Raw genomic sequence first — 24,075 nt, forward strand, 5'->3', positions numbered from 1 at the left:
AAAATCCAATAGAATAAATATAGTTCAGTAATAGTGGATTATCCAATTCCCTGACTCATCCTAAATGCTCTGAAACTATCTATCTATTGCTAAAGAAGGCAAAAAAAGAATGAGCAGGTTGTAGAGAATTGCCTGCAGCAAGGGGCGGGCAGGACTTGAATTTTGTAATCTATCATTCGCCCGAATAATAGTTTATCAGATAATCACCGCTGTTCCATAGCATAAAACTTCTGTGCCAGCCTGCCCAACCTCACCCGTATCATAACGCATGGCAATAATGGCATTGGCGTTGAGTGCCTGGGCATGTTCTATCATGAGCTGAAATGCTTCTTCTCTTGCATGCTCACACATTTGCGAGTACGCACCAATTTTTCCTCCGACGATCGATTTCAAGCCTCCCATCAATCCCTGGCTGATGGTAGGAGAGCGCACTACTATACCTCTCACAATACCCAAATATTGTTTAATTACTTTCCCTTCAAACGAATTTCCTGTTGTAATCATCATTGTCATAATCTGCTCACTAAATATCCCTTTTATCTTTCCATATTAGTTTAAAATCTTGAAAATAGAAGCTTATTGAAAAAAATTATTAAAACTACGAGAAAATTCTAAATAAAGACCTCCCTATTTATAAATACAATTCATTTGCGGGATTACAGATTAGCATTGGCAAGAATAGTTAATCCATTTTGTTTATACTGAGAAATATTCCCTCTTATCAGATCAGGTTTTCGCTCCTATTGACGTTTTTCATAAGTCTTGATGAATCTTTAAAGATTCAGCGTTATTCCTGTTAGGAATGTATGATGCTGAGATTCCCTGCACATATAAGCCCCCTTTAATTTAATTTTTAATCAATTGGCTCATAATAAAACCATGTTAGTTGTGTGGAGACTTTATTATGAGCCTTGAAATATATACCTGGAAAAATGGTTCCAAAGGGTTGGGGTTTAGCAAACCAGTTAAATCCATGTTATTTGGTGGCAATGTTGGCCATGCTGCCGTTGAATTAACATTTCCAGCTGATGCAAAAGGAGATGAGTTAGCGAAAAAATATCAGGATGTGCCTGGTCTTTCAATCAGTAAACGCACAGAAATTATTCCAGAAAAACAAGAAGACGGGAGTTATAAACCCAAAGAACAAGTCGTCTATTTTGTCTATTTTAGCTGGTGGCCTGGGCATACCAATGGTCATCACATCAACAGCCACAGGCAAGATTTGGAATCAGAATGGCGTCATGAACCAGCTCCCAAAATTAAACCTGAAATACAGAGGCATTTATACGGAGAAAATACTCCTGCTGCTAATAAAACTAATGTTACGGGAATATTAATTAGTGAAAAAACGATTTCCAAAGTAAAAGAATTTTCTCATCAAAATGTTAAAGAAACTATTACAATTGAAAATGACCCGGCTTATCAGCAATTAAAAGCTAAGGAAGCAGCATTACAAACTGAATTGCAACAGTTAATTGATAAAGGAAAAAATTATGCGCAGGAATTGGCCAGATCTGCCCTTGAACATCGGCAACCTAATAGAGATCTCGGTTTAACAGATGCTGAAATTATTCGCCTTGCTGAGATTAACAAAGAACTAAAAAGAGTGGTTGAGCAAATCAAATTATGTCAAATGGATTTTGAAGAGCGGTATCTGAGCGTTGGAGAACCTCCCTTATCAGTGCTCAGAATACCCACAACCCACGATTACAATGCACCAACTTTTGCTCTTGATACAGCAGGAATCCTTGACAAAATGGCCAGTTTGGCACGAAGTACAACCGCCTATAGCTTCTATAAATTTAATTGTTCCACTTCAGCAACGCAAATAGTCAAAGCTGGCATCAGCGACGAGCTAAAAAATATCATGAAAGCAGATGGGTTTAATGTAGATAAATCATCTCAAACCACCATCGCCACACCCACATCGTTCAGTCATTTCAGTCAACAAGTTCAAACGGAACTAATACTTCTTAATACTAATCAAGCGCTTGTAGAACAACAAAGAGCAAAAACAGCGAATACTTCTGGGCCACTGCCTACAACCACACAGAGCTTCAAACAAAAACTTCAAGAGGCAGTGAAAGGAAAATCAGAAGAAATAATTAGAGAACAAGATGAGTCTGAAGAAAACAGAATGGATTTAACCATGAGCTAATGTTTTCATCTTTCCCAAAGTATTAATCGGTTGAGTTCTGCATAACAATAATGAACAAGATAAACTCAACTAATAACTACAACACAAATTGGCAGGTAAAGTAACTTAATTCAAAATTTCAATAAGCATACTTCAAAAAAGATAAGAAATTCACTTTTTTACTATCTTAATTCTCCAAATCGCAATTCAATCAGAAAAGTTATTCTCCAGACAACCACACCCCAACAGGATGAAAATGCTAATCAATACCTCTGGTACCATGTCCATAACCCGGATAATGAAACACAGGCCTACAAAGAATTGGTCAAATCATATACAAAAAAAGGACTGTCTACTTATTTCCCACTGGGAGTTAATATTTTTAAAAACTCTGATAAGGAATTGGATACCGATTTTTGGAATAAGGTAAGCGCCAATTGCTATAATTATGATCCAAAAGCTCTTGACACATTGACTGCTTCCATTTTGAAATCCTTACTAGGTCCTGAAGTTTCAGCACACTTGCGCACAGATGGACAACATCACGTTGATGCGCTTATATCTCTTGAAACTGTTGAAAAAACACATCAGATAAAATCTTTGGATTTCTTGAGAAGCTTAAGTAAAACCTCAGGTGGCATTCACTTTGAAGTAGCAAAAATCAAAACCAAAGATCAGGTGATTATTCGTGGCATTAATGAACCTGAGGTAGCAGAGCAGATCAGTAAGTTATCAAAAAAAATGTAACCCTACCTTTTTGAAAGGTATAGTGTACTTTAAATTATCTTGTTGAATAAACAGTTAAATGTGTTATTGCTGCTTGAAAGTAACATGGAGTATACTTTGCCTTTTCTGTATAGAAAAGGGAGTCATTTCTATGTTCAAACGAACAATACCTCTGTTTGCAGCATTCACTCTGGCCATCTCGCCTTCCGTTTTACCAAATTATGCCCATGCGCAAGAAGATAAACCGAAAACCAATCAATACTGGTGGCCTAAAATGCTCGATCTTAGCCCGCTGCGACAACCCAATGCCACTTCGAATCCCATGGGTGAAAAATTCAACTATGCCAAAGAATTCAATAGCTTAGATTTAAATGCCGTGATAGAAGATCTCAAAAAATTAATGACTACCTCGCAAGACTGGTGGCCTGCTGATTATGGTAACTATGGTCCATTATTCATACGCATGTCATGGCATGCGGCAGGAACTTACCGCATCTATGATGGCCGCGGTGGAGCAAATGGTGGCTTCCAGCGTTTCGCCCCGCAAAACAGCTGGCCGGATAATGCCAATCTGGACAAAGCCAGACGTTTACTGTGGCCAATTAAGCAGAAATATGGGCGCAAGATTTCATGGGCTGATTTGTTGGTACTTGCTGGAAATGTTGCGATGGAATCTATGGGCTTCAAGACCATTGGATTTGCTGGAGGGCGTGAAGACGCATGGGAGGCCATCAATATCAATTGGGGCCCTGAAGGCAAATGGCTGGAAAGTAAGCGCCAAGATAAAGATGGAAAACTTGAAAAACCGCTTGCTGCGACCGTAATGGGCTTAATCTATGTGAATCCGGAAGGACCAAACGGCGTTCCAGATCCTCTTGCTGCGGCCGAAAAAATTCGCGAGACTTTCGGGCGTATGGCCATGAATGACGAAGAAACAGTTGCTTTAATTGCAGGCGGGCATGCATTCGGAAAAACACATGGAGCCGCGCCCAGCAAATATCTGGGGCCAGCACCAGAAGCAGCAAGCATAGAAGAACAAGGCTTTGGTTGGAAAAACAGTTACGGTAGCGGCAAAGGGAAAGACACGATTACCAGTGGTTTAGAAGGTGCCTGGACCATAACACCTACCCACTGGAGCCATAACTACTTACAAAACCTGTTCAATTTCAATTGGGTTAAAACCAAGAGCCCCGGTGGAGCAATCCAATGGGTACCTGAGAATTCGAATGCCTCGTCAATGGTTCCCGATGCATTTGACCCCAGTAAGAGGCATGCGCCGGTCATGCTGACCACAGACTTGGCACTAAAATTTGATCCTGTTTACAGTAAAATTGCCAAGCGTTTTCTTGATAATCCTAAAGAGTTCGATGACGCATTTGCTCGTGCCTGGTTTAAGCTGATTCACCGAGACATGGGGCCACGTTCACGTTACCTCGGCTCTTTAGTGCCTAAAGAAATCATGATTTGGCAAGATCCAGTTCCACTGGTTGATTACAAATTAGTTGATGCCAATGATATTGCTAACCTCAAGGGTAAAATTCTCAACTCGGGATTGACCACATCCGAGCTGGTCAGAACTGCTTGGGCCTCGGCATCTACCTTCCGTGGTACTGATATGCGTGGAGGGGCAAATGGTGCTCGAATTCGCCTGGCTCCCCAGAAAGATTGGCCGGCTAATGATCCTCAGGAGCTGGCAAAAGTATTAAAAACATTGGAGAGCATTCAGAATAACTTCAATAATGCTCAAGCCAATGGGAAAAAGATATCTCTTGCGGATTTGATAGTTTTAGGTGGTAATGCCGCAATCGAACAAGCGGCCAAGCAAGCTGGCTACGACATCATTGTTCCCTTCTTGCCAGGACGCACAGATGCCACAAAAGAAATGACTGATGTGAAGTCTTTTGAGGTTCTTGAACCTACAGCAGACGGGTTTAGAAATTACTTTGATAAAAGCAACAATATGTCGCCACCAGAAATGTTGGTGGAAAAAGCGAGTCTGTTGAAATTAAGTGTTCCGGAAATGACGGTTTTAGTTGGTGGGATGCGTGTACTTAACGCGAATACTGGACAAAACCAATATGGTGTATTCACTGACAAACCTGGAACTCTAAATAATGACTTTTTCATCAATCTGCTAAGCATGTCAACAGAGTGGAAGAAATCAAGTGAGAAAGAAGGGATTTATGAAGGTTATGATCGCAAAACTGGGAAGCTGAAATGGGAAGCGACCTCGGTTGATCTCATCTTCGGCGCGAATTCTGAGTTAAGAGCAGTTGCAGAAGCCTATGCAACCGATGACGCAAAAGATAAATTTATACAAGATTTTGTTAAGGCCTGGGTTAAGGTAATGACAGCCGATCGCTTCGACATCAAAGCAGCAAATGCCAACATTGACAGTTAATCCTCATTCTTTCAGATTTAGGGTGACAAACTGTGACTTAATAATCGTTTGTTACCCTAAGTCCCAAATCACCGGAAAGGATTGATTACACAGTTTGATGCCGGCTTGAAATTTTGATTTTCTGCAGCGCTAGTTAAAGGAAATCAAGAGTCAGGGTTTGAATTTTCTATTGCAAATATTTGCTGTCTTTGCACATAAAATTCAAGCCCCGGCACCTTTTTTTCCATCTATAAAAATAGCTGATTATTTTAACTGAGGCTTACCTAAGTTAGGTTGAACCGAACTTATTGCATCCTCTGCCGCAAGCACTTCATTGTCAGTGCTTAAGCTTATGATTTTATTAATTAATTCTCCTGTAAGTCTGTTGAAGAAGCAAGTGTTATTTGGATTTCTAAGTGCTTGGCCCAAAATCCTTGCAGCATAACGAACATCCGCATGGGCAGCATTAGATGATTGTGAAACACACGCTGGTGCATTAATACCAAAGTTATATCCGGGGGTATGCAAATTTTTATCATTAAAATATACCGCATCATGCCCTTCATAAATTGACCATGTTGCTGAAGAGGCGTGTCTAAGTAAAGTTAAAAAGTTTTGACGTATTTCCTTATTAGGAAAAACTACGGCTAACTCCCCATTTTTTGCGGTATAGGTACTGAGATACAACGTAGACGGATTTTCAGGATAAGTTTGCGGACATTCTTTATTCGCATTGAATTTATCAGAAGATGCAAAATGAGATACGCCCCCCATCTTTTGAATAAATCGGTCTCTCCATTCTTGGGTAGGAAACTTCAGTGCAAGTTCTCCATTTTTTGCTTTATAAATAATAATTTTTTCTTGGCTTACACATGCATGAAAATTTTGTAAATTTGTTAATAATTCCGGTTTATCCTTGGCATAGTGAATACACATTTTTTGGAAATGATCTTTAAAAAAATCATCAATTAACAATTCATTAAGAGCTATTTGGGGATCAGAATTCAACTCTTTTATACTGCTCATGCCTGAAGTAGCTACAACTGGTACAAATTGAGTGTTGTTTGCTATAGCTTTTAGTGCAGCCAGAGCATTGGGCATAATTTGCGCATCAAAACGTAAAAGATTTTGATAACTTGTTGTAATAATATTTTGCAGCTCATTTAAGTGTTTTTCATACTTGTTGAGTAAAGCAAGTGCTTCTTTTTGGGATATCATATTTTTTCCTCAGGTTTTCACATGGCTCGAAATTCTAACAGTAAATTATTAAATCAATATTAAATTAATTTTGACTCAAGCCATTGTGTTCTTTTTATAAACCATTACATTCACTTGCTTCTTGGTATTACGCATCCATTCAAAACCATATACTTCTTCATAGTTATCTATGGTCTATTAAAGTAAAAAAATTTGCTATTCCCTTTCGCTCACATGCGATCATCACATCTGTTTTATTTATGTTGGTTATAGGATCTAATCTTCAAACCAGATAAGATATACTTTCTACCCCATCCGATTAGAACAATTATTAAACAGCATTCTAATCGGATAATCATTTGAATGGAATTCTGAATTAATTTAAAAAGGAGTTTGTTATGAAACCAGGTTATTTATTAGGCGCTTTGCTTTTATCTCCCCTTCTCGCTTTCGCCAATTCTGATAACAACGCAGATGGCCTTATTTTTTCGCCATTGCCGCAGAATAAAAATACCGTAGTCAGGCACTATAGCAATGAACAGGACATGTCTAATCTTAACCAGATGACTCAAAGAACTATTGATTTTCCGACTCAAATTGTTCGTGTTAGCGGAAATCTTACAGGATTGGAACTTAGCTGTGACGATGTAGAAAATGAAATAGATCAAATCTTTTCAAAAAAAATTTCTCCTAATTTGTTTACTTACAACACCTATGTCAGCTGCGGCTATGATGTAAATGATCCGGAACAGCACGCGACAAGCTTTTCTATTCAAAGTTATTTCGATCCATTGACAGATAACGCTATTGATTATTTAAAATCCTATCTGAAAGAATATAATGGATACAATTTATTCAATACTACAACATTACAAATTGAAAATGCCAAAGGCATCATTGTATCGATGAATCTTAATGCTGGTTTAAAAAATAACCCCGATAAAACGCCATTCACGCTTTATCGTCAAGACAGAAACAATTTTTATTTTAAAAGCAATTTTGACATGAGAAAGGAATTAATCACCGATATTTATCAACGATTTTATTCTAACGATCCTGATATGATTCTACCCTTTTTCGACAAATGGATTTTCTCTTATGCGAGTTCAGTTTATTACTCTATTCTGAAGGCATCCAATTATCTTGAATTGCAACCTGAAAGAATCTTTGTAATGGAAAACGAAGGGGATATCTTTGTCTCTGATTTAAGATATTATTTTGCCAATCTTTGTATGAAAAGGAATCCTAATAAACATTGCTTGTAAATAATTCAATTATTGAGCCACGGGCTTGTCTTTAGGCACTCCACAATCGTGGCTCTTAGGATTCCAGGCCATTTTTTGGCGCAGAGTTTGAATTTGCATTTGAAATATTCGCTTTTCTTGCATACAAAATTTAAACCCTGCCACATTAGGGTTTTGGGTAAGTCCTAATCTATTTAAAAACAACCGATGTGACACGCGCCGTGGGAATATCACCGATGAGTTCCTTTCGAATGAGAGATTTCGCACGCTCATCATCAAAAACGTCCTTGAGATCCATAATTTTCCCAGCTGGAACATTTTCCCTGTGCAACATTTCGAGAAGCTTGTTACTTTGCCATTTCGCTGTTTGTTCAGCAATTAATAAAGCGAGCTTTTCTCGGTTCCTTACCCTGTTTTGATTGTGCTTAAACTCATCATTATCCGGCAAATCGTTTAGCCCAAGGACAGCGCATAGTTTTGCAAAGTGCCTATCAGAACCTATAGCCAAGATGATAAGCGCAGCATCAGCTGCACGGAACAATTCGCCATAGGGGGCGATATTTGGATGCAGTGACCCGATACGCTGCGGCACCTGCCCAGTCATCAAGTAATTAGATGCCTGATTGACAAGACTGCTGACAGCAGCATCATAAAGTGAAACAGAGACAACCTTACCTTCCCCGCTCTTTTCCCGATTATAGAGAGCCAGAAGGATAGCTTCTTTCAGGTGGTGAGCTGCGAGGACATCGATTAGGGCGACAGGCATTTTAACTGGGCCGCTGTCAGATGTCCCATTGATTGACATAAAACCGCTTTCACCCTGGAGAACAAGATCATAGGCAACGCGTTCGCTTTCTTCACCATAACCATTGATTTTTCCGATGATTAGGCGTGGGTTTATACTGAGAAGATGATCAGCTTGTATTCTTAGCTTTATGTCATCTCCCTTTTTAAAATTCATAATTAAAATATCTGCTTCTGCAATAAGGTTAAGGAAATAGAGATAATCCTCCTCCTTCATGAGATCTAAAAACAAATAATCCTTTCCGAAATTAACACTGGCAAAATAAGCTGAAATCTCAGAATGAGGATCCTCTCCTGGGAGTTTCCATGTTCTTGTCACATCCTTATGCACAGGATGTTCGATTTTAACAACTGAAGCACCTAACTCGGCAAAAAAAGTGCCTACAGAGGGCCCCGCAAGAACCGTACTCAGATCAATGACCTTTAAGCCCTTCAACATATATCTGTTTTCCAAATCTCAATAAACATTCGTTGTTTTTACAAGCTTTTACATCGGGAAATTCTGCAAAACTGACCTCAGGGACCTCAAATCAATATCCTGCCTGATTTAGTGAGGTCCCGACCGGAAAAATCATGCTTAAGTTACATCGCTTGACAGTTGTTTCACCAAATCATAAAGGAATGCATGAGCTTCATAAAATGATTCGACACTAATCCGTTCATCACGACCATGTGCTCGGAAATCATCGCGGTCTAAAAATAGCCCCATCACTCCATAGGTAGGAATTCCAGTTGATCGCAGATAGCGTCCATCTGTTGCGCCAGTAACCATAATTGGAATCGCAGGAACTTCAGGCCAATAAGTTTGAGTTAGATGAGTAATTGTTTTTAGTATTTCCGGGCTAAGTGGAGAACTTGGGCCTCTGGACAATTTGCCAATGCGCTTTAGTGTAACCTCTCGATCGTTAATAGCTGTCTTCAAAGATTGCTCAACCATTTCAGGTGAATCCTCTGGGAGCACACGACAATTTATGGTAACAGCCGCTAATTGTGGTAAAGCATTCATTGCATGCCCTCCTTCAAGTAAGGTAGGGGTACAGGTTGTTCGTAAAATAGCATTCCATTGCGGTGAACTATCAGCTAAACGTTGCATAGCTTGCTTCGAGCCTTTGCTTGCTTCAATCATTTCTGTTTTCAGAGGCCCTATCTCAATAGCCGCCATTTGTTTAAAATAGGCCGCAGTGACATCATTGGTTTTTAAAGGAAAATTAAATTTTGACAGTCGCTCTAAAGCCCCGGCAAGACGATAAATGGCATTATCTTTGGTTGGCAGCGAACTATGCCCCCCTTTATTACGGACCTCAAGGTTGTAATTGACAATGTATTTTTCACTCACCTGGATATTTTGTGATATTTTTTTCCCGTTAGCCAAATCACCCCACCCACCCTCATTAAGAGCGAAATCTGCCTCGATTAAATCCTTGTGATTTTTAATCAGCCAACTAATCCCGTTGTATGGGCTGCTTCCTTCTTCATCAGCCGTCAAGGCAACAATGATATCGCGTTTGGGTTTAAATCCTTCCTGCTTATATTGGATTAAGTTGGCTATCCAAATAGCCGCTTGCGCTTTATCATCCAAAGTGCCTCTGCCATAAAAATACCCATCTTTTTCAGTCAGTTGGAAAGGATTCATGCTCCAATCGGAAGCTTTGGCTTCAACAACGTCCGTATGTGCAAGTAATAACAAAGGTTTCTTTTCCCCAGTACCGCGATAACGTACAACCAGATTGGCTTTTTGTGGACTGGCTCCACCAACGAAAATGTCCTCGTTGGAAAAACCGGCTTTCTTTAAGTATTTTACAGCCACTTCAACCAGCGGCGTTGTTGAACCGGTAGTAAATCCTGATTGCACTTCGATAAATTGTTTATAAATAGAGCGAGCAAGTTGTTGTTCATCCGCGGGACGAGTAGTCTTAGCTTCTACAACCCCAACAATCAATGCCAAAATCATAAAAAATGAAATTTGAGTTATCTTTTTCCTAATCATAAAATGAAATCCATTCAAAGAATTAAGCGTTTAAAGAAAAACTCACTATAAAGTAATCTGAGTAAAAATCAATGCGCTTTGGGAGCCAGAGCTTGAATTTTGAATGCCAACTGTTCATTTTCCTTGATCTGCAGAATTTAAATCTGGCCTCTATTGTCCCAAGAAAATTTAAAATCAGATCCACAATTATCGCTCTCAATTTGTCCTTGAGAGCGATATCAATTTAATAGATATTGCCACAGAATAACCGATGTCAGGTTTATGGCATTGAAGGATAGGCGGCTACTGCTGCAACCTCCACCCTCATATCTGTAGACAATTTCGGAGATAGGACAGAGTCAAGTATATGAGGGAATAGCGCGAGACGTTCATTTTTATCTAAACAATGTTCTCGCTGATTCAATTGGGCAGCAACTTGTAATGCTGCTGTAACACCACTTTCATGTGAATCATTAAATCCAGCAAGAATACCGCCATGCCATAACCCGGCCTCACCTTGTGCTGCATGCAAGGCTTGCTGTGCTTCGTAGTAATTTTTATCCATGACCGGGTGTTTGTAATGAACTTCTCTCAGTACGTTTTTAGGCATTTCTTGCCCAGGCAAAACCCAGGTTTTCATTATGGGTATTTCATCTTTATTAAATTTCCAGGGTTTGCACATGGTGTTTGCTGATTGAGTCCCATCAAAACGGCTGTGCACAACTGTTCTGTAGGGAGACAGGTATTCGGTATCCTGATGAAATACTACTGTTGTGTCATAATAAGTGACATTGGCAAGTGTTTCACGCAATACTTTTATCGTGTTACTTTCAATACCAGACAGCAGTTCACTCGTTATATAAGCCGGTGTGGAGATAACCACATCATCATAAACAATTGGACTTCCAGTGGCATCGCAAACGAATGTGCCATCTCTTTTCAATAATTGATACTTTATTTTTCCATCAATTGTTACTGGTATTAATTTTTTTATAGCCGTATTCACTTTAAATTGAGTGTTGGTGCATTGCGCCACCATTTTATCAATATAGCTGCTCAAACCTTCTGGCGCATCAAACCAATTCATTCCTGCTGCCAGATAGTTCATGGCATAATGGGCGCCAAATTTTTTGATTGTTTCAATTGAAACTCCCCATCCTGAGGCAATCAAAGGATACACGAACTCCTCAGCAAACTTGTCTATAGGTGAAAGTGCGTGTACACATTTCTCTTTAAACTCTTTTATAAATTGCTCTAATGTTATTAAATTATCTGGATGCAGTAATTTGTTCCTGGCATCCATAATTAAGTGGTTCATCTCAAGCAAATTGTACATTTCAGTGAGTAGAGTATCCACTGAAACACGGGTATCATTCTGTTTCCTTCTCTTGCCAAATAAACCACAGGATAATGTATATAGAATTGATGAAGTGTCCTCAGATTTGCCACTTGATGTATGATACAAAGGGGGTAAAATAATATGATCCTTTTGTTTCAGATCGTCAAAATCCATATTTAATTCAAACTGATCTAAAGCCACCCCCAGAGATTGAAACAATCGATGCACATTGGGATACAATGTGGGTGGTCCTATGAATTCTGCACCCCCTTCAAGGATTACATTATTAATCTTGATGCTGTGAATATGCCCGCCTAAACGATCGTTTTCCTCAAATACAGTAACATGAAATTTTTGTTGATTTTCCAAAGCCCAGGCAGTAGTTATTCCTGTTCCACCACCAATTACCGCAATATTCGTTACTTTTTTAGTCATTTTAAAAGTCCATTTCCAAATACCAGGCTCGTAAACTAAATGGTTAGAATAAAAAAGTAAATAAGCTTTTCATGATTAATCAGGAAAAGATAAAGGGAGATTATTAAAAACAATGTGCGCGCTTGTTTGTATTCCATTTACGACTGTCCCATTTCAAAATGTCATTCCACCTTAAGAAAATCTTAAGATGCTCATCATTACACTTCGTATTCATCAAAATTTAAATACGTTGGAGTAGATATGAAAATCAATCTTAGTTTATACGACATTGATGGGTGTATGTATCATGCACATACCCTTGAAAAACCTATAGAAAAATGGCTAATTGAAAGCAACCAAAATTTATTTGATTTGCAAAGAATGTTGGTAAGGAAAGAAGCCTATGATTTGCTAATTGTTGAGAGTGGAAGCAATCGGCAAGACAAATTTATTGATGAGTTTAACAGCCAACGCTCAGACTCCTCTGTTCCTGCATTCCCCATCATCCAGAGTTATTTAGCCAGTCAAGTCGATTGCAACGTCGTCATGGATCCATTTTTTCTGGCGGATCTGTATGGGGAAAAAGAAGCAGGACATAGTTATAAAGCAATTTTAAAGGAAAAATATTTACATTCTCAAGAAAACCATGCCCAATCAGAATTTGATGAAAGGAAACGCTCTTTGCTTTACGCCCATGCCCATCGTGTTGCTGCTCTTCATCCTGACAGTGAAATCGTTATTGATTTCTAAGATGATCGGAACGATATTTTATCCGGACTTTATGATTTTTTTAATGATAATCCTTTTCTACTCCCTGCAAACGTAATCTTACGCTTAAACCAATACGAAGGAAAGGATATAACAACTTATCCTGGCATAAAAGGCGACGGGGCTACTGAGCACTGTTATCTTGTCAATACTAAAAAAATGATAATAAGAGACCTTTCCCCCTTTACTTTTGATAATGAACGAGAAACAAATCCCTTTAATAATGAAGTAACTCCGTCAAGTTACACGAGCGCCTACGCGTTAAAGGAACAAAAATTGATCCCTGATGTTTTTGAAGTCATGGCGGAAAAAAGGAGCTGAAAGAATTGTCTCAGATGGGTAAAAGGAGTATGCAAACAAAAAAATTAGTTCCTTCTGAAGAAGATAAGCAAAAATATAAAGCCTTATGTGAAGAGTTTCGCACTAAATTCCAATCGAAAAAACCGCAAAGTGCAGATTTTGCATGTTATCTCAAACAATTACCCAATCAATTAAAAATTGATTTTATCTCAGCAATGGGTGAATTTTTTACTTCTAATACCATAGCCTGGATTTTTGCAAGGAATGTTATTTCGGGTGACATAGTGAATGACTTTATAAGGGATGTTCATCCTGAATTACTACAAAACTTTGCAGCGACCTTATTATCCTATTTACCTCCTAAATTTAGGCTTCCATTTATTATGCTATCTAAAGATGCGCTTCTAAAGGAAATGGCTATTGAAGAAATCGCAGAATATGCACCAAAAAGTTATCGGCAATGTATCATCGATTTGCTGAATTCACATACGGTCGCTGAAGATAAAGTCCCTGACCAAGATAATCAAAGCACGCAAGCTGCTTCAACTGCATCGCTTCTTTCCAGCTTTAGTCTCTTTGAACCGCCCTCATCGAATTCTGCAGCGAATATTTTGACAATTCAAGAAAGAAAAGAAACCTGCTCGATGTAAAATAATACGTCCATTGTTAACCGCCATCAGTGGTTAGCAATTCAAATACCTTTAAATTGTTTATCATGATATAATTTTGAGCATATCTATGTTTAATGGTAGCTCCTATATGAAAAAATCATCTTTTTTTGATTATTCCTTTTTTACCACTTCAGATACCAAAGAAGAGTTTCCTCTTTTTCCGGAAGAAGGCATGGATTGCTTATTTGAAAAACTAGGTTCACGCATTACATCTAAAAAAGCCGGCAATACTTATTTTATCGCTCCCGCTGATCCATCTATTGCTATTCAAAAAGGTAACGATGGGGTTCATGAATATTATCACCTGTTACTTAATAAAAAAATCATTGCTGTATCATCATTCGTTAATCACAAAACCACAATTTATTTAGCTAACATCATTAAACAACTGGAACCAGAACGCATCGGTACGCCCGTAGATTTTGATTTTTTGGGTGATACAGATGAAACAGATTCCGTGTTTTCAGATACTTTGGATAATACAGAAGGTAACGTAGATCAAATGCCCTCACCTCGTTAGTGGTCATCTTCAACGAATTCAAGGAAAACCAGCATCTTTCTTATTACTAATCATAAACTGGCTTTGCCCAGTCATCTTCATAACAAGTAGTGCTCTCTTTAACCCTATAGATATAAGAAGCATCAATCGATTTAGTATAAGGATGTTCTTTAAATAAATTATCCGATGAGTTCATGACAATCTCTTTCATCAAATCTGTTTTTGATGAAAGATGACAATTTGATTGCAAAAGATAGCTCATAAATTCCGGATAGAGTTCAACCAGTTCTGCAAGGGTTTTATCAAAAGGATTATCGCAACCACCGAATTTAGCATAAAATTCTAAATAAGCTATAGAACAAGCACGTAATGCTGTTTGCTCTTCTTTCTCATTTACTTCCTGAGTATATTTGTTTCTTATAAGTGAAATTAACTGGCAGTAAAGAGTATTAAACTCCATTCTCGCTTCTTTATTGTCTTGAGGTATCCTAAGATAAAAGGGGTTAACTAATTCTTTATTGTGAATTGTAATTTTTCTTATGCTGCAAAAGGGTACAGCTAAAGCAACATGCTCTCTTTCTCGTTCCATTCGGCCAGGCAAATTGAGCTGGTTTTTACTAAAGGTTGCATGAACATCTACAATATAATCAGAAAATAAAACAGGGTCGATTGTTATAAAACATCCTTTCCCCCAATCTAATGCAATTTGAGGATCCTCTGACATACTCACCATATGAAAATCATTAGATAGGTTAGTTAATTTGTGCAATCTTATTTGCTCCATATCCACAACCTCAGGAAAATTTTGACAAAATACTCCTGTAATTAGAGTAGGCAAAAGAAAAATTATACCTGCAAGATTATTATCACCTCGATATAATGATTCAATGGCAGAGGGAATTCCTACAACATTTGAAAACCGCACACCTGATAAAGACTTTATATTCTTATTTGGGAAAAATACTGGATATTTACTATACATAAGATGTTTAATGACATATAAATCCGCGCAACAATATATCACATTGATCTCAAAATAAAAACAACCACGTATTACGCTCAATAGGTTTTCTTGATCTCCAGCTCTAAAGCATGGACATAAACAGAGATAACGCTCCAAATTGAATTTTTAACATCTGGCCTTATATATCAGATATAAAATATAGGAAGAGTAAATGAGGTGATGAGAAATGATAAATAACCTGAAAACTTTTATCTTGCTAGCCTCTCTAACAGCATTGCTGCTTGTTATTGGGGGATTGCTTGGCGGTTCTACAGGAATGCTGGTTGCGTTACTATTCGCAGGAATTATGAATTTTTCAGCTTACTGGTATTCAGATACTCTTGTTTTGAAAATGTATAATGCTGAGCCTCTTTCTAATAATCACTTTGTTTGCCATATTGTTTCAGAGCTTGCTCATAGAGCAGGAACCTCAGTACCCAAAGTTTATTTAATTAATAACTCTACTCCGAACGCGTTTGCAACAGGGAGAAATCCGGAGAATGCCAGTATTGCTGTTACAACAGGATTGTTAGATAGGCTCACTCAAGAAGAAATCACCGGAGTTTTAGCTCATGAACTGGCTCATGTAATCCACCGCGACACTTTAATTAATGTGGTAAGCGCAACAATAGCAGGGGCGATTAGCGGGATTGCCAATATGTTCATGTGGCTTTCCATGTTTGGCCACAATTCAAATAATGAAGAGGGTGTCCATCCTATCGTTGGCATGATCATGATGATAGTAGCTCCCCTGGCGGCTGGACTGATTCAAATGGCTATATCGCGCTCCAGGGAGTTTGAAGCGGATGCCGGTGGAGCACGAATTTCCGGGAATCCGCAGTGGCTAGCCAGTGCCTTGTTAAAGCTTGATAAAGCCAACCATGAGCAATACTTTGATGAAGCAGAAACTCACCCTGCCACTGCGCACCTGTTTATCATTAATCCATTAAATGGAGAAAAGCTAGCGAACCTCTTTTCAACTCATCCCTCAACAGCAGAGCGGGTAGCAAGGCTAAGAGCCATGCACTAATTGAGATTTCTCTCATTGATTCGGAATAGGCATTGCTTTAATCAAAACGATAAACATAGTACTCTATTTCAGTTATACCCAGTGCATCTCAATAAAACCATGTACTGGAAATAGTGGATTGGTTTTTATGATTCAATCTTTTGAATTAAATAATAAAAATAATATTTTTTCTTCCAGTGCTTGCACTGGCGAGCAAACTTTCCAAGCGCTTGCAATGCCGGATTTTTAAAGCGAATCCTCCACCAGGGAAGAAACATGAGCCCCATTGAACTGGCGACATTGGACAGTTCTGAAGTAAAGTTAATTTTATCAGGTCCCAAAAGGTATTGAGCTAATTGGTAAAATCCTTTTTCATTGACAATTAAACGCTGATAAATTGATGCTTGGATCATTTTAGTAATATTATGCTTTTCAATGATGCGTAAATTTTTCCTAGTCTTCACAAAAGCTTCTAAGCGTTCTGCTTGCTGCTTCACATCAAAATTAACATCCGCATAACAAAAAAATCCGTTAGGCGCTAAAACCCTCTCTACTTCAGAAAAAAAATGCTCGATTTGTGGATAAAGATGTGAACTTTCAAGGTTAGTGACAATATCAAAACTTTCGTTTGCTATAGCCATATTTTCTGCATCGGCCTGCATATAATTAATTTTATCTTCTATATAAAAGCTATTATTCGAATTAGTGACCAACTTGTTGACCAAATCGATACCTAACGTGTATCTTGTGTTTAATAATTCAGAACTTATTTTCAAACCTACGCCATTACCACAACCGACATCAAGTAATCTTTTATTAAATAAATGGATTTTTATTAATGGCCTTATCAAATAAAAAAGAAGTGATTGTCCATAAACATGAGGAAAAAAACCTACTTTAGAAAAATCAAAATTTAATGCCGATAATTCCCGATATATTTTTTTATCACATAATCCCCAGTTCAAAAAAACTCGGTCATAAAGCATATTAGCCCAGCTCCGGTAGCTCTCTTGAATATTGGATTTAATGAATTTTGCATCCGATGCATTTAAACAGACATGATGTATTGCATTACCTATTCGCTCATTCGCTTCACTAAAGCTTTGGGGGGATTTATTCATTTTTGAATTTTTAAAATTAATAATATAAGTATAGACAGCAAGACGTTGACATTGAATTAGTGAGCCAAATTTTAGATAAACTCTATGCTTAGGATATCTATCGAGCAATATTGAACTATTAGCAAACTACACACTTGCTAGTAAAAAGCCTTACGATAAATTTGGATTTAGACAGACCGAACTTCCTTATTCCATCGAAGGCGATACAGAGTTAATCTCGATGCTATTGATAAATCAGAGTCTAATACAAAATTATTATAAAAAACGAAATTTTATTAAAAAAATTACTTTCTTTGCTAATCTCGATGAGAAAGCAGAAAACCATTCAGTTGGATATACTCATTAATTGACTTGTTTTTTCATCAGCCTATAAATACCCTCAACACAGGATAACGGCTTCTAATTGAACAACCAAAATCTCAACATGAGATGAAGTTATTTTCTTAAATTATTCTATTTGTTTATTCCATTTTATGGTGAATTTTTAATCAAAAATTCTATACTTTAAGAATATCCTCAAACCAAAATGGAGCTCTATCATGCATTCCAAATATGATAAACTCATTTACATCAATTTAGCTCAAGATCAAGTAACGGCAAATATTGATACACTTATAATTCATGAAAGCCCCTCAATACTCGTGAAAATACCGGATGGAAGCGACCTGAAAACCTTGGTTGACCCAGATTTCTTTCCTGGACCGATAACAAATCGTACCAAAATATATTTTTCAGCTCATGGACACGAAGAGCTAGATGACATGGTTCTTGATAGACAAAAAGAAAATCCAAAGATATACAAATTAGACGATGTTGCTGCCTATTTTGGCAAATTACTAACGAATCCAGATTTTAAAAATCCTGATATAACACCTCGGTTGACACTAGTGATGAGTGTATGTGAAGGATTAGGCTTTGCCAAAAACTTGCAAAAAAAATTATTTGACGACTACGGATTAATTGTCGATGTGATCGCTAATAAAAATGTAATACATGAGAAATTTGTAAAACCTTACCATGAATCAACAGCCTATCTCACTCATAGGGAGACATCCATAAAAGGAGAGGGCAAAGAACACAAAAGACCACATAGCAAAGTATTATTGACTATTGATAAGGAGGGGAAACAACAGGAAATTGATGCTTATGAATTAAAATGGATAGAAAAAGTTCTTAATACGATTCATCAACAAGTAGCAACTTTTGGCAAATGGGCTGATTTTGAAAAACCAGAAAATATCAAGATACAAGAAGGCCTCAATGCTTTTTGTCATGATATCGACGCCCTCATCTCGTTATTCACCAATAAAGACATTAATTTGACTGCTAATAACCTCTTGGCATTGCTGTTAAGTTGTCAGAAAACCACCGCTGATCCATTGTATAAACAAGCAATGAACTATGAAATGTTTCAAATTGTGACAAAAAATCTCATTAATGAAGGGTTAAGATATATTAATCCGAAAATTGAGATACAAGAATATTCACATGCTCTTGAAGAACTTCAATCACAAAAGGACAAAATGATTCGAGATGAGGTTGCCCCTAATATATTTCGGGCAAAAAAGGCAATTTTTTCGGCATTACTTGCCGAAGCTTCAGAATATGGCATTGATTCAGTCTTGGAGCAACTTGAAAAGGCAAAACAAGAACTATCCCAAGGAGAGATGAACCCGTCTTAATTAATAGCATGACCGGCCTCTGTTTTGCTTATTTATTCTTTTAGTGGGATAGCAAAAATCAAACCCGCTAAAGCTGGTTTTAGTATAACTGTATCACTGCAAAAAACAGTTAAAGACCATAAAAGACAGGAAAAATATTGTCATAGAAGTTCAGCAATAGAAACCCTAAAATGTTTGGATAACTAATTTCGACTCCATGCTTCGAATTTTTTCGTAATCCAATAAAATGGAGTCGCGGTCTCCAGCCAACCCAATAATTCCAATACTCGTTAAATAATCAACTGTTTGTGGAACAAGGTCACCATTTTTAAACCAAATATGTTCATTAAGAAAAGTCGGTAATTTCGATAGATCGGCGAAAGCTTCTACATTCGAAATTTTGCCTTTCGCGGGTGATTTCAAAAATACAGGCACAACCGTTTTTTTAAATACATATTCTTCTGCTGAAACACTCCCATCTACATAGATTTCCACTAATTTATCGGCCTGGCTAGTGCCTGTCGCCTCTCGAGCAAAGCCAACCACTGGGCCACCACACATTCTGGCGCCTGTTTCTATGAGGCGAGGTCCGTCCTTAGTGAGCATGATTTCATTGTGGGCAGCCCCCCAGCGAATTCCCAAAGCGTCCAATGCCTTTTTCGTATAATCAAATAATTCACCATATATTTCTTCGCTATAAGGCACAAATTCCACATAGTCGTATACCGTTTTGCGATCATTAAAGGATGTTTTATTGTATTGGATTAAATGTGCTAAATAGTGTTTTCCATTAGCACTCACTGTACCTACAGCAAATTCAGTTCCTATAGCCTGCTCTTGCACAACCACGGTTTCATTGTTTTTACCGGTAATTTTAGATGGCTCCGATAAAACCTGGTTGAATGCTTTTTTCCACTCCCCTCTGGCTGGAATATGAAAGACCTTATCACTGCCAGCAGATACTGGGGGTTTAATAATAAGTGGAGAATCAATTAATCCGTTTGTCCTGATCCAGGCTTCAACCTCATTTTCAGATGCCGTATTGAGCGTCTTAAGGGCAGGAACTCCAGCTTCCTGCAGCGCTTTTTGCATCAGAGCCTTATGTAATCTATTCTGTGATTTTTCAGGATCATTGGCAAATTGAGGCGTCAAGTTTATCGCCAATGCTTCCGCGAGAGGGACTCCTTCCTCAGTACCAGGAATAATGGCAATAGGGTCATATTTTGCAAGTACCTCCACAAGATTTGCTTGGTCTGGAATAATCTCGATAAAATCCGAGATTTGCATGTTTGCTCCAAATCCAATCCAATCCAGAGGTTTATGCGTGACTGCAATAGCAGGTATCCCTCGAGCCTTAAAGGCAGGAGCCAACTCTATTCCTGATGATAATGGATCGACAATGACAACAGGCCTGTTCATATGTTATTTACCTTATGTGAAGTGTTAGTTACTATCAGCTGCATTATCAATACGAAAAACAATAAAGTGGCAGCAGAAAAAGGAAGATAGATTCCCCTGAATCCAGAGGAAATCAATAAGCCGCCAAGCAACGTTCCCAAAGCTGACCCCAAGCCCAAGGCCGATGAATTGATCGCGGCAAGGATAGTTCCCTGATTTTCATGTAATTCATATAAAATGTGTTGCTGGGGAGTCACTATAGCCCATCCGCAAGCACCCCACATAAAAAAAGGGATTAATCCCAGGTAAGGCAGATTCCTGGTGAATGGTATGGCAATCAGAGCAAACATGAGGCCAACCAAAATTAAGGCCATAATAACCCGTGGTTTACCCGTTCGATCGATAAACACCCCAATCAGTGAGCTTCCTATAAATCCTCCCAGTCCCCAACTCAATAGCGTCATACTGAGCGAATTAGGGGATCCTGATTGAATCAGTGTGACATACGAGTATAGTCCCAAACTTGCCAAGGCGGTAAAGCAAGTAATTCCAATTACCGATAGCGTTTTTGGCTCGACCAGAAGACGAAGCCTGCCTCCAAATGGCGAAGGTTTGGGTAGTTTTATATCAATCTTTTGCATTGAAAAACCAATCAATGCAAGCAAACTTAAAATAATAAGACTGGCAATCGATAACTGCCAATGAAACAAGGAGGATAAGTAAACTCCAGCAGGAACGCCAAATACTACACCCGCACTGTTAGCACTCCAGATAAAACTTAAAATTCGTCCTTTGGCAGATGGAGAGGCAAAATGAATGGCAATGCTGACACATAAGGGCGTAAAAATCCCGGTTCCTGCTCCTGCAATAGACCTTCCAATTAAAAACAGCACGATATTTTCAGAAAGTAGCGTTATTAAATTGCCAAGTATGAAGACAGTAAGCGCAAGCTGAACCATACGCTTTACCGGCTGATTAGCAAAAATCAGAGAAAAAAGTGGCGCTGAAAGAAGATAAGTCAAACTGAATAGACTCACTCCTTGCCCAGTTACTGCAACCGGCTGCCCAAGCGTTTCGCCTATTTGAGGAAGCAGACCAGCAATCAGAAATGTATTGCAACCTCCTGTAAACATACCTATTGCTAAAAAAATCAGGCTTTTCTTCATAACTGCGCCAACTCAAATAAGGATTCAATTTTATCCAGCGGTACAGCGTATTGGATGTAGGAGTCAGGCCTTACTAAAATAGCCTGGTTTGCATAGTGTGTATTATCGGTCCAAAAATTTTCCTGGCATTGGTTTGGATATATTGGAATGACTTTGACAAACTCCGGAGGCTGTGACTCGACTTCACAATCACCAAAGATAAGTAAAGTGAATTTCATATAATCCAGAAGAGAATATAGCCGTGTCTTGGCAATGCCATTAAAAATTTCAAAATCAAAGAGTCGAGAACCACATAAACCTGTTTCTCCATAACGAATCCCCATCCCCGTGATATAACCCGCGCGCTTTTGCACAATCCTGACATAGTCTTGGGCATGGGTTCCATTAAGCGAATACTTGGTCGAGCGCACAAGCTCACCGGAAGTCTCTATCACACCGTGAGCTACTGGTTTACGCTCAGCTTCATAACTGTGCAAAAGTTCTTTGGGAGCGCCGAAATGCATGACCATGTGCAATTTCCACATGAGATTAAACGCATCTGCAAGACCAGTGTTAAGACCCTGCCCACCGTTTACCGAATGAATATGGCAAGCATCACCGGCAAGAAAAATGCGATCCTGAATGAAGAAACTCTCTGCGACAGATTCTTTAACTGAAAATTGTGAAAACCAGACAATGTCCTTAAAATTTAAGGAATGGGGCCGCACGGCATGATTAATTTTGTCCATTGCTTCCTGCAAGGTAAAGTCTTTAGTATCCATTCTTACGTAAAACCTGTCGATTTCCCCTTCCCTTGGAATCCAGGCCACATCTGAAGTTTCTGCCTGAAACACGATGATTTCAGGAACTTTTGGAAAGTCGGTGTCAATCATGCCATCGATGACCGCCCATATAATTTGTGGCCGTATGATCTCAAAAGATATTGCAAAGTGGTTGCGAACAAAGGAACGAGCCCCATCGGCTCCGATGACGTAGCGTGACTGAATACGCTCTCCATTGACAAGAGTCGTAAGACATCCTGCTTCATTAATCTCAATGTTGACAATCGCTGTTGAACGTTTTACTGCTGCCGCAGTTTCCTTCAGCTTCTCATCTAACAATTTTTCTACATAGGATTGACCAAGCATAAGGAAATGTTTATGCAAACAACCCTCCAATTCCTCCCACCATGACGATTGTCGGGAAATGAATTGTCCATCTGCCCAAACAGAACTGGTATTGCAGGTCTTTCCTAAAGGATAAAGTTTATCAAATAAATCAACTAGTTCGAGAAGTTGTAAAGTGCGCGCGTTAAGGGCATCCGCTCTACCAACCTCTAAAGGACCATCAGACTTATCCACAATCACGGTATGGATACCACAAAGTTGTCCCAAATAGGCACACATGAGCCCTACTGGACCCGCACCGACAATTACAACGTCTGCAACTTGTGCGCTCATTGATACGACTCCAGACCCGGGTTATCAAAAGGCGGATTACTCAAAACATGAACGCGTTGGATATGGCGAGGCGATCTGGAGACAAACCCTTCTCTGCCATGTAATAAAGAAAAATTATCTGCAATGACTATATCTCCGTTTTGCCACTCATGAGCATAAAAATTATCCGCTGAATAAAGCGCTTTATTTAAACTTCGGTGGAAGAAATCCAACTCTTCCTGATCAATACCGGTAAATACAATATCGGGTGGATTTACAAAATGACCTTTGTCTGCAGAGGGAGGCTCATTGTAGCGAATGACTGAAAAATCCTTTTGAGGATGCTTCGTGATAATTGGTGATACCGTCTTGCTGTTATAAAACTCCATTTTCCTTTGGTAGGTACCACTCACCTTATTCCATAATTCTTTGATTTCTGAAGAGGCAAACTGTAACGCTAAAATTGTGTTTGAAAAAGTAGTCCTTCCTCCTTGTCCAGGCAAAGGCGCTTTCACACAATGAAAAATCTGATATTCAGGCACTTGGGGTCGATACATACCATCCCAATGCAAGGGCATGTAACTATGATCAAAAATATGATCTTCCGGATCCTCTTGCTCAATTAACTCCAGTACCTTGCCAAATGGCCAAAGGCTGACTTCTCCCCACAACTCGCAATAATTAGAAAAATCCTCCGCATTTTGAAAGGCGCAAAAGCCTCTTAATACAACGAGTTGATTCTTTGCAAATAAATGGCGCATGTTCTCTATATCGACATCAGTCACCTTCGTTTTTTCGCTCACTGGCTCCAAGAGTACTCCAAATGGTTTTATAGGAGTCACTTTATAATTCAT

Annotated in this window: 20 protein-coding genes and 1 pseudogene; 10 read left to right on the forward strand and 11 right to left on the reverse strand. The window is 38.7% G+C overall.

Annotation, left to right across the window (positions count from 1 at the left end):
* Nucleotides 1-195: 195 nt before the first annotated feature.
* Nucleotides 196-513: a YbjQ family protein gene (locus OQI99_RS10890; protein ID WP_265731938.1), complete on the reverse strand. Its 318-nt coding sequence runs from the start codon at nt 511-513 to the stop codon at nt 196-198.
* A 391-nt stretch (nt 514-904) separates the two neighbouring features.
* Between OQI99_RS10890 and OQI99_RS10895 the strand changes: the two genes are divergently transcribed.
* The 3 genes and pseudogenes from OQI99_RS10895 to katG all read left to right on the forward strand — a co-directional run bounded on the left by OQI99_RS10895 (nt 905) and on the right by katG (nt 5,264).
* Nucleotides 905-2,158 (forward strand): hypothetical protein, encoded by a 1,254-nt coding sequence (locus OQI99_RS10895; RefSeq protein ID WP_265731939.1) that lies wholly within the window; start codon nt 905-907, stop codon nt 2,156-2,158.
* A 222-nt stretch (nt 2,159-2,380) separates the two neighbouring features.
* Nucleotides 2,381-2,884: pseudogene (locus tag OQI99_RS10900) on the forward strand (hypothetical protein); the annotation flags it as partial.
* A gap of 130 nt (nt 2,885-3,014) precedes the next feature.
* Entirely contained in the window at nt 3,015-5,264 is a 2,250-nt protein-coding gene (gene katG / locus OQI99_RS10905) for a catalase/peroxidase HPI (RefSeq protein WP_265732367.1), read from the forward strand.
* A gap of 243 nt (nt 5,265-5,507) precedes the next feature.
* Here katG and ceg5 read toward each other — a convergent pair whose 3' ends face one another.
* Nucleotides 5,508-6,461 (reverse strand): Dot/Icm T4SS effector Ceg5, encoded by a 954-nt coding sequence (gene ceg5, locus OQI99_RS10910; RefSeq protein WP_265731940.1) that lies wholly within the window; start codon nt 6,459-6,461, stop codon nt 5,508-5,510.
* Between the two features lie 377 nt (nt 6,462-6,838).
* On the opposite strand from ceg5, the gene OQI99_RS10915 reads away from it, so the two are divergent.
* On the forward strand, nt 6,839-7,705 hold the full coding sequence (locus OQI99_RS10915; RefSeq protein ID WP_265731941.1) for an Lpg0189 family type II secretion system effector: 867 nt from the start codon (nt 6,839-6,841) through the stop codon (nt 7,703-7,705).
* Between the two features lie 169 nt (nt 7,706-7,874).
* Here the strand turns inward: OQI99_RS10915 and OQI99_RS10920 are convergent, their stop codons facing one another.
* From OQI99_RS10920 to OQI99_RS10930, 3 genes are all read right to left on the reverse strand, one after another.
* Nucleotides 7,875-8,927 (reverse strand): CaiB/BaiF CoA transferase family protein, encoded by a 1,053-nt coding sequence (locus tag OQI99_RS10920; protein WP_265731942.1) that lies wholly within the window; start codon nt 8,925-8,927, stop codon nt 7,875-7,877.
* A 138-nt stretch (nt 8,928-9,065) separates the two neighbouring features.
* Nucleotides 9,066-10,475, reverse strand: a complete 1,410-nt coding sequence (locus tag OQI99_RS10925) for a M20/M25/M40 family metallo-hydrolase (protein WP_265731943.1) — start codon at nt 10,473-10,475, stop codon at nt 9,066-9,068.
* 259 nt (nt 10,476-10,734) lie between these two features.
* Nucleotides 10,735-12,228, reverse strand: a complete 1,494-nt coding sequence (locus OQI99_RS10930) for an FAD-dependent oxidoreductase (RefSeq protein ID WP_265731944.1) — start codon at nt 12,226-12,228, stop codon at nt 10,735-10,737.
* A 240-nt stretch (nt 12,229-12,468) separates the two neighbouring features.
* On the opposite strand from OQI99_RS10930, the gene OQI99_RS10935 reads away from it, so the two are divergent.
* From OQI99_RS10935 to OQI99_RS10950, 4 genes are all read left to right on the forward strand, one after another.
* On the forward strand, nt 12,469-12,957 hold the full coding sequence (locus tag OQI99_RS10935) for a hypothetical protein (protein ID WP_265731945.1): 489 nt from the start codon (nt 12,469-12,471) through the stop codon (nt 12,955-12,957).
* A gap of 177 nt (nt 12,958-13,134) precedes the next feature.
* Nucleotides 13,135-13,296 carry a hypothetical protein gene (locus tag OQI99_RS10940; RefSeq protein WP_265731946.1) on the forward strand — a complete coding sequence of 54 codons (162 nt, stop codon included), beginning with the start codon at nt 13,135-13,137 and terminating at the stop codon, nt 13,294-13,296.
* A 29-nt stretch (nt 13,297-13,325) separates the two neighbouring features.
* Entirely contained in the window at nt 13,326-13,925 is a 600-nt protein-coding gene (locus tag OQI99_RS10945) for a hypothetical protein (RefSeq protein WP_265731947.1), read from the forward strand.
* Nucleotides 13,926-14,034: 109 nt separating this feature from the next.
* On the forward strand, nt 14,035-14,466 hold the full coding sequence (locus OQI99_RS10950; RefSeq protein ID WP_265731948.1) for a hypothetical protein: 432 nt from the start codon (nt 14,035-14,037) through the stop codon (nt 14,464-14,466).
* A gap of 46 nt (nt 14,467-14,512) precedes the next feature.
* Here the strand turns inward: OQI99_RS10950 and OQI99_RS10955 are convergent, their stop codons facing one another.
* Nucleotides 14,513-15,427, reverse strand: coding sequence for a hypothetical protein (locus OQI99_RS10955; protein WP_265731949.1), 915 nt, complete (start codon nt 15,425-15,427; stop codon nt 14,513-14,515).
* Nucleotides 15,428-15,635: 208 nt separating this feature from the next.
* On the opposite strand from OQI99_RS10955, the gene htpX reads away from it, so the two are divergent.
* A complete protein-coding gene (gene htpX / locus OQI99_RS10960; RefSeq protein WP_265731950.1) occupies nt 15,636-16,478 on the forward strand; it encodes a zinc metalloprotease HtpX in 843 nt (280 codons plus the stop codon).
* Between the two features lie 125 nt (nt 16,479-16,603).
* On the opposite strand, the gene OQI99_RS10965 is transcribed toward htpX, so the two are convergent.
* A complete protein-coding gene (locus OQI99_RS10965; protein ID WP_265731951.1) occupies nt 16,604-17,578 on the reverse strand; it encodes a class I SAM-dependent methyltransferase in 975 nt (324 codons plus the stop codon).
* A 539-nt stretch (nt 17,579-18,117) separates the two neighbouring features.
* On the opposite strand from OQI99_RS10965, the gene OQI99_RS10970 reads away from it, so the two are divergent.
* Nucleotides 18,118-19,260 (forward strand): hypothetical protein, encoded by a 1,143-nt coding sequence (locus OQI99_RS10970; protein ID WP_265731952.1) that lies wholly within the window; start codon nt 18,118-18,120, stop codon nt 19,258-19,260.
* 165 nt (nt 19,261-19,425) lie between these two features.
* Here OQI99_RS10970 and OQI99_RS10975 read toward each other — a convergent pair whose 3' ends face one another.
* The 4 genes from OQI99_RS10975 to OQI99_RS10990 are packed head-to-tail and all read right to left on the reverse strand — an operon-like array spanning nt 19,426 to nt 24,075.
* Nucleotides 19,426-20,658 carry an ATP-grasp domain-containing protein gene (locus OQI99_RS10975; RefSeq protein WP_265731953.1) on the reverse strand — a complete coding sequence of 411 codons (1,233 nt, stop codon included), beginning with the start codon at nt 20,656-20,658 and terminating at the stop codon, nt 19,426-19,428.
* On the reverse strand, nt 20,655-21,803 hold the full coding sequence (locus tag OQI99_RS10980) for an MFS transporter (protein ID WP_265731954.1): 1,149 nt from the start codon (nt 21,801-21,803) through the stop codon (nt 20,655-20,657). The genes OQI99_RS10975 and OQI99_RS10980 overlap by 4 nt, the downstream gene beginning before the upstream one ends.
* Nucleotides 21,800-23,242: an FAD-binding protein gene (locus OQI99_RS10985; protein ID WP_265731955.1), complete on the reverse strand. Its 1,443-nt coding sequence runs from the start codon at nt 23,240-23,242 to the stop codon at nt 21,800-21,802. The genes OQI99_RS10980 and OQI99_RS10985 overlap by 4 nt, the downstream gene beginning before the upstream one ends.
* A complete protein-coding gene (locus OQI99_RS10990; protein WP_265731956.1) occupies nt 23,239-24,075 on the reverse strand; it encodes a TauD/TfdA dioxygenase family protein in 837 nt (278 codons plus the stop codon). Before OQI99_RS10990 ends, OQI99_RS10985 begins: the two co-directional genes overlap by 4 nt.

It is taken from the genome of Legionella sp. PATHC039, assembly GCF_026191275.1.
GTDB classification, from domain to species: domain Bacteria; phylum Pseudomonadota; class Gammaproteobacteria; order Legionellales; family Legionellaceae; genus Legionella; species Legionella pneumophila.

Coding starts and splice junctions, on each gene's coding strand:
- OQI99_RS10915 (WP_265731941.1), top strand. CDS start 6,839: ATGAAACCAGGTTATTTATTAGGCGCTTTGCTTTTATCTCCCCTTCTC.
- OQI99_RS10930 (WP_265731944.1), bottom strand. CDS start 12,228: ATGACTAAAAAAGTAACGAATATTGCGGTAATTGGTGGTGGAACAGGA.
- OQI99_RS10895 (WP_265731939.1), top strand. CDS start 905: ATGAGCCTTGAAATATATACCTGGAAAAATGGTTCCAAAGGGTTGGGG.
- OQI99_RS10925 (WP_265731943.1), bottom strand. CDS start 10,475: ATGATTAGGAAAAAGATAACTCAAATTTCATTTTTTATGATTTTGGCA.
- OQI99_RS10965 (WP_265731951.1), bottom strand. CDS start 17,578: ATGAATAAATCCCCCCAAAGCTTTAGTGAAGCGAATGAGCGAATAGGT.
- OQI99_RS10950 (WP_265731948.1), top strand. CDS start 14,035: ATGAAAAAATCATCTTTTTTTGATTATTCCTTTTTTACCACTTCAGAT.
- htpX (WP_265731950.1), top strand. CDS start 15,636: ATGATAAATAACCTGAAAACTTTTATCTTGCTAGCCTCTCTAACAGCA.
- OQI99_RS10940 (WP_265731946.1), top strand. CDS start 13,135: ATGATAATAAGAGACCTTTCCCCCTTTACTTTTGATAATGAACGAGAA.
- OQI99_RS10975 (WP_265731953.1), bottom strand. CDS start 20,658: ATGAACAGGCCTGTTGTCATTGTCGATCCATTATCATCAGGAATAGAG.
- OQI99_RS10955 (WP_265731949.1), bottom strand. CDS start 15,427: ATGTATAGTAAATATCCAGTATTTTTCCCAAATAAGAATATAAAGTCT.
- OQI99_RS10935 (WP_265731945.1), top strand. CDS start 12,469: ATGAAAATCAATCTTAGTTTATACGACATTGATGGGTGTATGTATCAT.
- OQI99_RS10970 (WP_265731952.1), top strand. CDS start 18,118: ATGCATTCCAAATATGATAAACTCATTTACATCAATTTAGCTCAAGAT.
- katG (WP_265732367.1), top strand. CDS start 3,015: ATGTTCAAACGAACAATACCTCTGTTTGCAGCATTCACTCTGGCCATC.
- OQI99_RS10920 (WP_265731942.1), bottom strand. CDS start 8,927: ATGTTGAAGGGCTTAAAGGTCATTGATCTGAGTACGGTTCTTGCGGGG.
- OQI99_RS10990 (WP_265731956.1), bottom strand. CDS start 24,075: ATGAATTATAAAGTGACTCCTATAAAACCATTTGGAGTACTCTTGGAG.
- OQI99_RS10980 (WP_265731954.1), bottom strand. CDS start 21,803: ATGAAGAAAAGCCTGATTTTTTTAGCAATAGGTATGTTTACAGGAGGT.
- OQI99_RS10945 (WP_265731947.1), top strand. CDS start 13,326: ATGCAAACAAAAAAATTAGTTCCTTCTGAAGAAGATAAGCAAAAATAT.
- ceg5 (WP_265731940.1), bottom strand. CDS start 6,461: ATGATATCCCAAAAAGAAGCACTTGCTTTACTCAACAAGTATGAAAAA.
- OQI99_RS10890 (WP_265731938.1), bottom strand. CDS start 513: ATGACAATGATGATTACAACAGGAAATTCGTTTGAAGGGAAAGTAATT.
- OQI99_RS10985 (WP_265731955.1), bottom strand. CDS start 23,242: ATGAGCGCACAAGTTGCAGACGTTGTAATTGTCGGTGCGGGTCCAGTA.